Source organism: Veillonella sp. 3891 (assembly GCF_003992315.1).
Taxonomy (GTDB): Bacteria; Bacillota; Negativicutes; order Veillonellales; family Veillonellaceae; genus F0422.
In genome coordinates this window covers 1-13,605 of the sequence record NZ_RQVE01000001.1, presented here as the reverse complement: position 1 = coordinate 13,605, position 13,605 = coordinate 1, and the positions used below count along the sequence as shown (strand labels likewise).

Annotated in this window: 16 protein-coding genes; all 16 read right to left on the bottom strand. The window is 33.0% G+C overall.

What is annotated here, in order from left to right; genetic code table 11:
• Positions 1-301: 301 nt before the first annotated feature.
• Positions 302-2,113, bottom strand: coding sequence for a translational GTPase TypA (typA, locus tag EO118_RS00095; protein ID WP_127067915.1), 1,812 nt, complete (start codon positions 2,111-2,113; stop codon positions 302-304).
• A 135-nt stretch (positions 2,114-2,248) separates the two neighbouring features.
• Entirely contained in the window at positions 2,249-3,199 is a 951-nt protein-coding gene (locus tag EO118_RS00090; protein WP_127067913.1) for a DDE-type integrase/transposase/recombinase, read from the bottom strand.
• A gap of 162 nt (positions 3,200-3,361) precedes the next feature.
• A complete protein-coding gene (locus EO118_RS00085) occupies positions 3,362-4,591 on the bottom strand; it encodes a DUF695 domain-containing protein (protein WP_127067911.1) in 1,230 nt (409 codons plus the stop codon).
• A 19-nt stretch (positions 4,592-4,610) separates the two neighbouring features.
• Complete coding sequence (locus EO118_RS00080) at positions 4,611-4,856, bottom strand: immunity 17 family protein (RefSeq protein ID WP_127067909.1); 246 nt, start codon at positions 4,854-4,856, stop codon at positions 4,611-4,613.
• A gap of 117 nt (positions 4,857-4,973) precedes the next feature.
• Entirely contained in the window at positions 4,974-5,525 is a 552-nt protein-coding gene (locus tag EO118_RS00075; protein ID WP_127067907.1) for a DMP19 family protein, read from the bottom strand.
• 103 nt (positions 5,526-5,628) lie between these two features.
• Positions 5,629-6,264 carry a hypothetical protein gene (locus EO118_RS00070; RefSeq protein WP_206168279.1) on the bottom strand — a complete coding sequence of 212 codons (636 nt, stop codon included), beginning with the start codon at positions 6,262-6,264 and terminating at the stop codon, positions 5,629-5,631.
• Between the two features lie 139 nt (positions 6,265-6,403).
• Positions 6,404-7,393 (bottom strand): tetratricopeptide repeat protein, encoded by a 990-nt coding sequence (locus tag EO118_RS00065; RefSeq protein ID WP_206168402.1) that lies wholly within the window; start codon positions 7,391-7,393, stop codon positions 6,404-6,406.
• Between the two features lie 195 nt (positions 7,394-7,588).
• A complete protein-coding gene (locus EO118_RS00060) occupies positions 7,589-8,233 on the bottom strand; it encodes a hypothetical protein (protein ID WP_127067905.1) in 645 nt (214 codons plus the stop codon).
• A gap of 525 nt (positions 8,234-8,758) precedes the next feature.
• Positions 8,759-8,953: a DUF6678 family protein gene (locus EO118_RS08650; protein WP_206168277.1), complete on the bottom strand. Its 195-nt coding sequence runs from the start codon at positions 8,951-8,953 to the stop codon at positions 8,759-8,761.
• Positions 8,950-9,432: a DUF6678 family protein gene (locus tag EO118_RS00045; protein WP_206168276.1), complete on the bottom strand. Its 483-nt coding sequence runs from the start codon at positions 9,430-9,432 to the stop codon at positions 8,950-8,952. The genes EO118_RS08650 and EO118_RS00045 overlap by 4 nt, the downstream gene beginning before the upstream one ends.
• A gap of 58 nt (positions 9,433-9,490) precedes the next feature.
• Positions 9,491-9,775 carry a DUF2695 domain-containing protein gene (locus tag EO118_RS00040; protein ID WP_127067903.1) on the bottom strand — a complete coding sequence of 95 codons (285 nt, stop codon included), beginning with the start codon at positions 9,773-9,775 and terminating at the stop codon, positions 9,491-9,493.
• 38 nt (positions 9,776-9,813) lie between these two features.
• Positions 9,814-10,233 (bottom strand): hypothetical protein, encoded by a 420-nt coding sequence (locus tag EO118_RS00035; RefSeq protein ID WP_127067901.1) that lies wholly within the window; start codon positions 10,231-10,233, stop codon positions 9,814-9,816.
• A gap of 275 nt (positions 10,234-10,508) precedes the next feature.
• Positions 10,509-10,712, bottom strand: coding sequence for a hypothetical protein (locus EO118_RS08695; protein WP_240633513.1), 204 nt, complete (start codon positions 10,710-10,712; stop codon positions 10,509-10,511).
• A 39-nt stretch (positions 10,713-10,751) separates the two neighbouring features.
• Positions 10,752-11,615, bottom strand: a complete 864-nt coding sequence (locus tag EO118_RS00025; protein WP_127067899.1) for a hypothetical protein — start codon at positions 11,613-11,615, stop codon at positions 10,752-10,754.
• 372 nt (positions 11,616-11,987) lie between these two features.
• Positions 11,988-12,164, bottom strand: a complete 177-nt coding sequence (locus EO118_RS00015) for a hypothetical protein (protein WP_206168401.1) — start codon at positions 12,162-12,164, stop codon at positions 11,988-11,990.
• A 759-nt stretch (positions 12,165-12,923) separates the two neighbouring features.
• Positions 12,924-13,605: hypothetical protein (locus tag EO118_RS00005; protein ID WP_206168400.1), on the bottom strand; the 682-nt coding region annotated here is incomplete at its 5' end.

Genomic DNA, 13,605 nt, shown 5'->3' with positions numbered 1-13,605 from the left:
TAGTAACAATAAATAGTGACTAGCCAAAGTCGTTACTTTTAGACGACAAAGAAAAAGCACAGGGCGGCAACCCTGTGCTTTTTTTGGTGTTATCAATGCTAGATAATCCTTGTTGTTTTAGCTACTGTTATTATATCACAATTACCCTACAAATTCCAGCCTTGTTTCATTTTTCTTCTATCTGCTGCCTCTCAGATACATGACATTTATATTCATCCTTATACTTTCCATGCGCAGTTTCTCTATTTTGAGAGATAGAAGCTAAGTCTTTCAATGGAATTATTCCATATAGCGTATGCAATTATTTTGCTGCTTTTGCTGCTTTCGCACGAGCAGAACGATCCAAAATAGCTTTACGCATACGGATGTTTTCTGGTGTTACTTCTACCAATTCGTCATCGTTGATCCACTCTAGAGCTTGTTCCAAACTGAAGATACGTGGAGGTGTTAAACGAACTGCCTCATCAGAGGAGCTAGAACGCATGTTAGTAACATGTTTCTTTTTGTTAGGGTTTACGTCCATGTCATTTTCACGAGCGTTTTCGCCAATAACTTGACCCGTATATACTGGTACGTTAGCACCTAAGAATAAAGTACCACGGTCTTGTACAGAGTTCAAGCCATATGGTGTTGTTTCGCCGTCTTCGAAAGCTACCAAGGCACCGCGCGTACGGCCTGGGATATCTCCTTTGTATGGTGCATAGCCATGGAATACATGGTTCATGATACCATTACCTTTTGTAGCTGTTAAGAACTGCGCACGGAAACCAATCAAGCCACGAGCAGGGACTACGAATTCCATACGTAAGTAACCAGCTAATTCAACCATGTTGATTAACTCAGCTTTACGAACACCTAAGTTTTCCATAACGGCGCCCATAAATTCTTGTGGCACATCGATAGTTAAATGCTCCAATGGTTCACATTTTTGACCATTGATATCTTTGAAAATTACACGAGGTTTACCCACTTGCAATTCGTAACCTTCACGGCGCATAGTTTCGATCAATACTGCCAAATGCAATTCGCCACGGCCAGATACTTTGAAAGAGTCCGGAGAATCTGTTTCTTCTACACGCATGGATACGTTAGTTTCTACTTCTTTGAACAAACGGTCACGTAAATGACGACTTGTTACATAGTCACCTTCACGGCCTGCGAATGGAGAGTTATTAACGGAGAACATCATGGATAATGTTGGCTCATCGATAGAGATTGTTGGTAGTGCTTCTGGATTTTCTGCATCCGCTACAGTCTCACCGATATTGATGTCATCGATACCTACGAAAGCGATGATGTCACCCATGCCTGCTTCATCTGTTTCTACACGATTTAAGCCATTGTATGTGTACACACGGCCGATTTTGCCTTTACGAGTGCTTTCGCCATTCATCAACACCACTTGTTGATTGGTTTTCATGCGACCACGAACGATACGACCTACTGCAATTTTACCTACGAAATCATCATAGTCAAGGGTAGTTACCATGAATTGCAATGGACCATCGATGTCGCCTTGTGGAGCAGGAATTTCTTTAATCAATACATCGAATAATGCCGTCATATCTGTGGAATCATCTTCCATGGATGCTTTCGCAATGCCATCACGAGCAGAGGCGTATACCACTGGGAAGTCCAATTGATCATCGTCTGCTTCAAGTTCCATGAACAATTCTAATACTTCGTCTTCAACTTCATGAACACGTTGGTCAGGACGGTCAATTTTATTGATAACCACGATTGGTTTCAAACCTTGTTCCAAAGCTTTGCGCAATACATATTTAGTTTGTGGCATTGGGCCTTCAAAAGAGTCCACCAATAACAATACGCCGTCAACCATGTTCAATACACGTTCTACTTCACCACCAAAGTCAGCATGGCCCGGTGTGTCCACGATGTTGATTTTTACATCGCTATGCATAACTGCTGTGTTTTTGGAAAGGATCGTAATTCCTCTTTCACGTTCTAGGTCATTAGAGTCCATTACACGCTCAGCAACTTTTTCATTATCACGGAAAATATGGCTTTGTTTAAGCAATGCGTCTACCAATGTTGTTTTACCATGGTCAACGTGGGCAATAATCGCCACATTGCGAAGATTTTCACGAATCATTCTATACTCCTTTATCTACTTAAGTAGGATATTCCTAACATTTGTACAAATCGTACTACAACAGTCTATTATATACTTTATTTTAGGATTTTACAAGGAAATAGCTATACTTTCATGGCAATATCTCTATAGTAGTCAAACATTTGTGACACAACTGCCTAAAGATTTATTTAAGAAGTACTCTGCTATATATTCATTGGGTGATTTAAATCCCAATACTTTTTGTGCTATGTTATTATATCTACTTGCATATCGTTGATGTGCCTTTAAGAAAGTGTTAAGACTCCTAAACCTTCTTGTATAGAATCTTTCTCCATCAACCTTATGGCTCCGCTCTACCTTTCCATTTTGCCATGGAGAAAATGGGCGAATTAGCTTATGTTTTATACCTAATTTACGTAACACTCGATCAAACAAACACTCTCGTTCTTTAAGACCGTAATTAGTAAACTTTCGCCCATTATCTGTCTGTATCGTACGTATTTTAAACCCCATACGTGCCTCTAAATCTACTAAGAATCTACTCGTATTAGTCACGTTCTTCTCGTCTACAATGGATAGTATCCGTTTTCTAGAGTATTCATCTATAGCCGTAATTTGGTAGTATTTAATGCCATTGGTGTTAAATAGCAAGCATTCATTAGGTACATATTTAATATCAATTTGAACTTTTTCACCTGGATATGTAACCACATCAGGCTTCCAATTGCTTTTATAATATTGTTTAGATTCCTTTTTCTTAGGTATATGCTTGCGTATTTGACAGCACATCGATCCATAGGAACGAGTATATCCGCGTTTCTTAGCTTCTGTATATACTTGTGGCAACCCTTCATGTTTAAACTTTGAGTATACGCGCTTAATTAAGGATAACTCTTCTTCTGTATGTTGATTTGGATGAGAATAGGGTCTACGGCTCTTTAACCGCAAAGATTCAATAGTTCCATCATAGCGTTTTACCCAGCGTTGTACTTGTTGTCTACTTGTATGATACCGTCTAGCTGCTTCAGCATTATTTTTGTGTTTTATAGCATATTCACAAACTAGTTTACGAAAGCGTAATTCTTCAGTTATAATAGATGACATAAGAAGGTCTCTCCTTTGAAATAATGATTCGGTTTAGCAACTTTCATTATAACAGAGAGCCTTCTTATTTTTTATTTTTTTGTCACAAATGTATTATACCCTTACAATAGCTATACTTTCATGGCAATATCTCTACGGTAGTCAAACATTTGTGACAATAGATTACTTCACAATATGGCATCCCCAGCCACTATATTCTCCGTCAAATTCTTCTGCTAGATCCATAAGATACCAGACAATTTCATCGATATTTTCAAAAGCATCTTCCCTACCAATGACAAGTACATATGGATATTCCTTATCTATATCTTCATTATCGCTCTGATTTTCTGATGAAAGTTTTATAAAACTGTCTTCCATTACTTTGGCTAAAAAGGCTTCCCCATTTTCTTCTGTTGTAAAGAGTAGGCAATGTTCAAGCACTCTCGGCACCATACTATCACCATCACTTTTAATATCCTCAATGAGCCTCATATTCATAATGCTTTGATATTCATATCTGTCAGGATACAGTCCATTAAAATACAGTTCCCAGTCCTCATCTTCAACGACTGCCAATGTATAGGCATAGTCAGGGAAGTTTTCTGACATAATCTCAGAAATTGCATTGTCGTACCCCAGCTCATTCTTAACATACGCAAAAATATGTGCCCGCTCATCGCATTTAACAACGCCTGCTAATATATCTCCATGTTGTTCAATAATCTCTGCTACAGCGTCTTCTATAGGATATACATATTCCCCTTCTTCTCTTGTAGGAAAACCGCTGTCATCAGCATTCTTATATAATATTTGTAAATGTAATCTTTCAGGGTAGTTTGCAGTACATTCAAAATCCCTAAGAGCTAAATTGGCTCTAATCACAGCCGGCAAGTCATAAGCAAATGAATCGCATAGATAAACGCCCCAGTCTTCATCAATTTCAGCAGTTTCTTGATTGATTACTTTCTCCGTAGCCACATTTGCTCTTTTTTCTATTTCTTCTCTACACTCTTTTACTACTCCCAATGCATCCTTATCCTCAGGATCTAACTCCGCCCAACGCAAGGCATAAGGAATCGCTTTTTCTTCCTCATGGGTCAAGTATTGATAGGCATATGCCATACGCATATTCCATTCAGCTTTATCTTGCCCCTCTTCTCTAACTGAATTTAAAATATCTATGGATTTTAATAAAAATTTATCGCCAATAAAACTAGGTGTTCCTTGATCATCATTTCCGATAATCGCAAAGTTTTGATACGCACGAGCAAGCTGATACCATACTTGGTAATCCCGTTCTTCCATAGGGATGCTTTCCAATGCTGTCATACATTCCGTATATGTATCTTCATCTGTAAGCTTTTCTATATACGCAAAAAATTCTTCGCGATTTTCTGAGTTCCACTTCATGTTAAGTTACCTCCGCTTTTTATCGTTTATCTAACATTAAAAACACAACACCACAAATTACAAGCAACGATCCACATATTCCTATAAAAACTCTATATCCTTTCTCACCCCACACTTCAAAAATAAATGCGTGTCGCACCTTATCTCCGACTGTAGCTTGATACACCCATTTCCAATCTCTTATAGCGCCGATTAAAAATAGTAATCCACCTGCTATCAAGACATACTGGTAATGTGCTCTTAACCATTCAAATATTCCATCCATATCGTTTATCCACTTCCTATATCAAGTATTTCTCTAATTATTTCTCTTTTTCACACACTAAAGATTCTTCACTCAAGCGCCATTCTCTCAACTTTTTAGAAGATTACTTTTTCTTTTTTAACGCCGATTGTAAAAGCTCTCGTATTCTCCTTCAAATACAAACTTTTCAGGATGAGATTTGATGTAGTTTAGTTCGTTTTCTTTACCTGTATAATCGTAAATGAAATCATCGGCTTCATCTAAAATATTAAAAAATTCCTCTCCGTATTTTTCTTCCAATATTTCTAGCATATGGTATCTTTCTTCTCTACCAAACGATATTGTCCCACCACAATAGTCCACAACTTTTTGAAAATTACCTGCATATTCGTTCATCCCAAAATGTTTGAAACCTTTTATTGCATCTTCCCAAACTATCCCTGTAGGATTATATAAAAACTGATGATGACCTCCATTATTTACTTCTACAAAATACCAAGTAATGGCTAATAAATATCTTTGCTCTAAAGTGAAAGTCTGCGCTGATTGAATATACTCATCATATCCATCATAAATATTAATTGTTTCCCACATTGGCTCAACAACATCAAAATAAGAGTTTTCATCTAAACTTTTAATATTTTCTATGGTAATCTTTGCATATTTTAATTTTGTTTGTGTTTCACCCATTTCAGTTGTCTCCTCTATATTTTCATTTTCTTAATTGATATATTCAAAATATTTTTCTGTTAAAATAAGAGGTTTCATATTTTACCTTTCGTAATTAATAAACTTATGCAAGTTCTAACTCACAGATAACTCTTTTGGTATCCAGTTCGTCTATAGCAGTAATTTTTATATAATCAAATCCATTGCTCTTCACTTCTTCAAAAAAAATTTTTTCTCCGTTAATAGTTTCTGTAAAGTCACCTTCATCAAACTCAAAATCTTCTTTCTCTTCATCATAATCAATGTTATAGGCAAAATCCATTTCAATTTTAGAGTTTGGAATCTCTAATTTAGAAAGTGGACGTTTTTTGATATCTTCTAAATTTATCTCATCACAGAACATAGGGTTGTATCCATATTTAGCTCCATCATAGAGTAAAATTTCTTTTCCTGTATGTATACATTTTGCTACTATCATGCAAGGATCGCTAATCTCATTTTTTTCATCATACATACCACAAATCATATATTCTTCAAAAAGTGAACCAAAAAAATAAATTTCATACAGTCCGTTGGTATCTCCACTTTCTAAGTTGTTGCAAATACTAATACTTGTAAATATATCATCTATATTTATTATATTGTAATTTTCTTCTTTAATATAAGTTGGTACTCTCACTTTGTTTGCTCTCTTAATTATTATATCATTATTAAATACGTCATCATTTCTACAGAATGTTTCAAATACCCAAAGCCTCATATGTTTCCTGAACTAGCCTTATGACTAAATCGTATATCTACCATAACTAATTATCAAGTACTATTAGCCCTTTGCCCTTATTATAACTTATTCATTTATTATAATTGTTGCAGCACCAACTTCAAACTTTTACAACATTTCATTTAAATTTATGCCTCACACAGTCTACCATGAAGCAAGAAAACTCTGGATACAACTTAAGCCTCACTTTTGGTTTGAAAGTTAGAGATTTTACACGAGAAATCATTTCTTCATATTCTCTTTTATCTTTTTCCAATTCCTCAATATATTTCTTCTTATCTTCCTCGCTCACATAGTCATCATCAACTATAGCTTCTTTAATAGCATCCATTAAATAGAGTCTATTTTTTTCTTCAAGGACAAAAAACTTTGCTTTTTCATCCTTTAGCCATAAAGCATAATAATAGTGTTCCCAGTCAGCTAGATAGTATTGACAAATAACTTCATCGCTATAGTAATGTAAGAATTTGTCGAATTCTTCAAGTACATAATAGGCATCAAAAATTTGCTCCGCAGAAATATCATCTGTTTTCAAATTGTGATTTTCATCTTCTCCTGACTTTACTTTTTCTAACCAAGATATTGCTTTATCTTTATTACCAAGATATACTTCGCAGTATGCAATGCTAAGCAATAGACTCATTCTATCAGGATATTGTTTTAATAATTCTAAAAATATTTCTTTAGCTTTCTCATATTCTTTGAGTTCATATAAAGAGACTGCATGATTGAAGGAATATTCATAACTATCATCAATATTTTTAGCTTTTTCAAAATATTTTTGACTCAATATAAGCCATTCTTTATCTTCATTAGATTGGTACATACTAAAGTAATAAAGCCCCAATCCTGTATATGTTTCAACAAAAGGCGAATCTAAATTCTTTGCCTTTAGTAAATATTCTAATGTTTCTACAGTATAATCATGGTTAAATGCAATATTGGTGTAAACTCTTGCTTTTTGAGCATTATCTAAATAACTTTCAAATTTATCAAGAAAAGAATTTAAATATCTTATATACTCACCGCGTCTAAGCTCTAACTTTAAAGAAGCAAGCGTACATACTATATCAATATCTGAAGGATATTCTTTTTGTTTGGATAACAAGTAGCTTTCCATTTTTTTAAGGTATTCTCTTGATCTTTCATAGTCCTTTAAAAATGTCTCTTTATATCTATCCTCATATTCTTTTTTCTACTTGTCCCAATATGCCTTTATCTCATTTATCAAAATCTGTACTCCTAATTTGTTAAAATTTAACAAACACTATTTCTACTTTTTATCCTGACCCTTCAGCATTAACTAAAAGTAAGATTCTATTGTATTTCCTTGTTGGTCTTTCATATTATGGATTTTATTTTTCAGAATATCAAAGTTGCAGATTTCATCTCTAATATTGTTATCCGCTCTGTATCTATTAATCATCTCAGTCAGAGTTTTCCCTTTACTACCATTCTTTATAGTGGTATTTACTCTTTTTATCTTGCTTTCATAAGGCTCACATGTTTTATACTTAATGACTTCATCTCTAAAATCAAATAAAGGTGTATCCAGCTTAGCATCCCATAAAATAATCAACCACATTATCGCATTATAAAGCTGCTTTGCAGTTTCATTCCAATTTTCAGATTGTAAATTCCCACTCCCTCTATTGTCATATTCTTTTCTATTATTTACGTGACGTTCGCTTATAAGAGGATTAAAAAGAGGTAACCCTTTGTGATTAATTAACTCTAAAAAATCTTTTGCCGCACACATGCCACACTGAATAAATTCCTTCTTGCCATCAGCTTTATGCTTAGCACTAAATACATAATATTCATCTTCAATAATTGCTCCTGCATCACTATATTTTTGTTGATTTGCTAGCAGCTTAATATGTGCTTCAGTCTGAACTTCATAATCTCTAACAATTCTTTGTCTTGTTTTACTCCCTCTACACTTCATTTAGGCTCTCCTTTCCACTTGTTTTTGAACTATACTTTTTATTCTTTCCTCAAGATTTTCGATTTTCCCCCACTTCTACATTACTACGCAGTTCCATTTCTAATTGAACTGTTTCAATTTGTTCCGCTTAGAATTATCCCATTGTCTATACTTCCTCTTTCACATTTTTTATCATTCTATTAAATTCTGATATTATCGAGCCTGTCTTAGCAGATGCCACATCAACAAAAACATCCACAACAGTAAAATTCTGCAAACGAAAATTGCTATACTCTTATTTCATCACCACGATCTCTAAACTTCGTTAACACATCTGATGAAAGCATCTTTGATTAAAGATTCCAACACATACTTTTAAAATAAATGCGTATTTACTATTTTTAATCCATTCTTTTTTCAAACCGAAACATTCCATCCGGAAATTGCTCATCAAAATTCTTAATATCTTCTTCCGTTTCATTTGGGTCAGGATGAAATTTATTAAAAATTTCAACACACCTGCAACCTCTAATTTTCAATTTTTCATTATCTATATCCAAAAATAATAAAACATTTTTCAATATCATCATATTCATAAGGAATACTAAATTTATTAAGCATACGCTCTATTTCTGATTTTTTATCAGTAACACATGTCTTTGGCTCAATTAAACGCCCTTGACCAAGAACTTTCTCAAATTTACTTCTAATTTTGAACCATTCAACAATTCTCATATTCATATGAAAAAATGTTCATCAGCATCAATCGTCCAATATATGCTAGGCTCTTCTTCATCAAAAAACGTCTTATATTGTATCGGGATGTCTCTCATGTTCTCCATGATGGAATCTATCAGTTCTTTCCATTTTGTATTGTTCATAAAAGAGGTTAGATTTCTTTCTTCAAGAACCTGCTTAATTGTTTCTTTTTCAGTTTTTTTGTCGTTATATTTTCCATTTTCAATCTCGTCTATAATGTGTTGCATAACAGATAACGCTCTATTATCTAGTTCTTTATAAACATAAGATGGCGATATACATTGTTTATCTCTTTGTACATAATACCACCCGTAATGCACCCAACCAGTAACTATAAAATGGAAATCTCCCTCCCAACTTATATCGAAATAAATTCTATCATCATCTTTAGAACTACTTATTTTTATAACTCCACTTCTCGGATTTAGTTTTTCACATAAAATATTATGTATTGATTTCATCTACCACTATTTCTCCTTACAACTTTAAATTTACCTGTCTATTTCTAATACAAACATTTTATTCTTCAAACTTCTCCTCAACATTGAAAATCACTTCACAATCGCAACCAGCACCATTTTCTCGCAAAAATTCTATAACCTTTTCAATATCCGCATTTTTATCTTTCAAAAACTCATTTGTTAAAGAAAAATCGTGATTACACTCTACCGTTTCTGATTTATCATTTAGATAATCAAATAATTCATAAAATAATTTCTTTTCCATCGGTAAGTTCTCTTCAAATTCTTCCATTTGTTTGACTTGATATTCTTGTAAGAATTTTCTCTTCTCAAATTTGTTCATGAGCTTTTCTCCTTTATAAAATTATTGTTTTAAATCATTTATTTTTTTACGTTATACACCATATCTCCGCTATTCCAAACATACATAATTGCCGACACTGGTCTTTTTCCGTCTTCCCGAAGCCATCCTGTATATGTAGTTGTGTTGCCATAATAGCCTTCAATAATGATTTCAAATTCTGTGTCTGTATATTCATCTATAAATTGTTGTAAACCAATAGACTTTCCATTGAAGCGTCCTTCACCTAAGGTTTTGTTAAATATCAATACATCGCATAGTTCGATATCACATTTTTCAAAACATATTTCACCTGGGTATGATCTTTCTTTACCTTCTACAAATTCATATATTTTATTAAGTCTTAGCGACAAAGTTTCATTGTGATATTGGATTTCTTTTACCCTGCTATCATGAAGGCTAAAAAGGATGTTGCTATTTCTATCGTGTATAAACTTCATACTGTTCCTTATAATTTCATCTTAATATATTTAGTTATTATAATTTTTATTATTTTCCTCTTCCATTAATTCTAACTTTCCCATCTGTTCCTAATACAACCATTTGACTCTTCAAGCTGTTTCCCAACATTAAAAATCACTTCACAATCGCAACTGGCACCACTTTCCCGTAAAATACCTAGAGCCTTTTCCATACCCACAAGACAGTTCTACCAAAGCTCTTATTAAATTATCTAACTCAAATGCAGACTGTAAAGAAACTAATTTAGCATCCTCTACGTCATATATTTTCCGCATAAGAATTTCCACATACTATCATCTCCACAATGTGATACAACTAAAATTGGTTCATCTCTATTTATTACATGACTGCATCCAATAACGGCTGTATTTGACTTATCATAAAAAGAAAATTTCCGCTCTACAATTTCAGCATTTTTATTCATTTCCATTTTTTCAAGCAGTCCTATAGTCAACATCGCCACAACTTCCTATTTATCTATCCTATAACTTGGACTTTATTTTGCTTTATACTCTACAATATTACTACTATTATTTATAATTTTCTCAACATCATCTTCGGACAGCTGGGTGATTGTTGAAAGTTTACCTTTACCAATTCCATTCAAAGAAGTTCCACACAGAATACCTTTTTTTACATTTTCAATTATCCACCATCTATCATGTATAGTTTCCGAACAATAAACAGCACATTGCACTGACACCTTCTCAATAATATTTTTACATAAATTAATGTCACATTTACGTCGGTCAACAATTAATTTTAAACTTGATACTCCTGCTTCTCTAATAATTCCCAAAAATAGGTCTATATAATCTTTATCACATTTCTTAGGGAAAAGATATGGATCAAAAATTGTTAGTTTATTTCCCTTACTACCGATATTAAGTAATTCCTGAGAAAAAAAAGAAATCTTCTCAGATAGAGTCATATTTTTGTTACCAATAGCCTCTTCAATGTATTGATAATCATTTCCCACCATATAGTTTTCCCACGCGAGATTTACTTCTTTGTTAGGAATACGAGTTATATATTCATAATGTATCCCCATATCTTTTAAAGATTTTCCTATAGCTATAATCTTCATCAAATGTGCAGTCTTCATTAATTCAAGTATTTCTTCAAATGAAGTTTCAACACTTTCATCATCTAGAGAACACAATCGCCACTTTTTTCCTCTAAGTATATCATTATTTACGAAGGGAGGGTCTTCCGACCAATTGTTTAAGAAGACTTTCACTCTTGATAGATTGGAAAATACCGTATTGAAAAATAAACATTCTATATCTCCTAAATTACTCTCTTCTCCATTAACCATAGGATCAATAAAGTTTGTCGTATTTAAATGAAAGTAAATCATTTTCTTTTCCTCCTTCATCAACAATTATGCAAATTCCAATTTGTCGACTCTTATTTGATTAGTTGTCCAATTTCATTATACAATTAATCCATTATCTTGTTCTAAAAATCTCTTAGGACTTCCATCTGTAGAAACAGTCAGCCCTCTATTCCTTAAAACAGTTAGTTGTTAATTAAAAGTCTTATATTTTTTCGCTGTTAATCTCCATAAAAAATAGTCAGGGCATCGTATGCTTCCTGACCTAATCTTATGACTAAATAATATATTTTCAATCACTAATTGTCAAATACCATTAGCCCTTTTTGCTCTTATTATAACTTATTCATTTATCATAATTGTAGCATAATCCTTTTTGGGTTTATACTTTATTCATCATAAGCCTCGCTCTAGCTCTTCAAATACTTCTGCAACAGAATACGTTTCCCCTCGTACTGCCTGTGAGTACCCTGTTTCCATCAAAGCATTAAATATGCTTTCATCCATATTCTCATGTATTGGTAACTCTTTAGGTATTGTCAATGGGAACGGAATGTCATTTTCTAGTGCCATATCCATCACCTTCCTTTATGCATAGTATACATCAATGTGTCGTATATTGCGACACGATTTAGTATACAGTTTGTATGTAACATAAAATAGCCCTCCACAATAGAATTCTGCGTATTTTTATATCGACCACCAATTCCTTTTTCACTATACTTAAATAGTTCTTTATGAAGTTGCAAAATATAGTTACTGCTGATTGGAATATATTCATAACTTTCATGAATTGTATTTAGTACATCTCTATATCCAAGAATTTCTTCTTCATCCCTATTTCTAGGAGTTGTTTTTTGATTCATTAACGATTTTATTCTGACTGCTGTAGTAACAATTCCCTCTATTTTATTAGAATCCTCTACACTCTGAATTTTAGCAATCTCTACTAATTTATCTAAAACAGCAGGTTTGCGTGTTAAAAAAACTTCTTGTTTTCCTTTGTGTTTATGAATTTGTGAAAGAAGATTTATAATTTCACTATCCCACTTACTTCTTGCTAGATTTTCATAACTAAAAAATCTTATTCGCCTACCTCCTTTTTATTTCGCCTAATTATGCCATATTTTTAGGCGATTACTAATAACTTAGGCGATTATTAACACTTTCCTGAGTTGTAAAATAAAATGAAACAAAAAAAGCATTTTTTCTATTAAAATTACTTCATCCACCTTATTTAACAAAGAGTCCTAAAAAAGGAATTAAGCAACCTGACGCTGCTTAATTCCTTCACTAAAATTGTTTCATCAACCCTATTTGACAAAGAGCCTTTTAACTATCCGATAATACTCTTAAAATACTCTTAATATATTTTTTTATATTTGTTTTTCTATCAATAATAAAATCCTTAAAATCTTTTATTTCCAAACTAACTCCATCAGATAAAAATAAATCATCATGTGTCTTGTTTTCCGCATCAACCCATTCTTTAAGAGACTTAGCATTCTTAGATTCATTTTGCCTTCCGTTTAATAATTGCAAATTAGCAATTCCATTCCAGTTTTCTCTTTTCTTAGCAAAATCTTGTACTTCGTATGGAATGAAATTATTAAACTTTTTCTCGTCAGTGAAAATGGTTGACGGGTGTAAATGATCTTGATGAAAATCTTGGTTTGAAAAATCCAAATTTGAATACATTAAATGCAATATGTAATATGCATTATTAGAATCTTTCTCTGCTTCTAATAAACCATCTATAAATTCGTCATCAAAACTATAATTTCTTGCCGGATCATTTTTAAAAGCATTCATTAGCTCTTTATCCGGAAAGTCTTTTCCTAAATTCGCTTTCAAAACATCCCTCATTTTCTTTAGAACGGTATCAGTTTGTCCACCGAATACCGACTTAATAAACGTAAGTATTAACCATTTTGCTATTCTATCTTTATTTTCTTTATTCTTGTAGATAGGACTAGAAATAGTTGTTTCTAGATTGTTATAATAGATATAATAT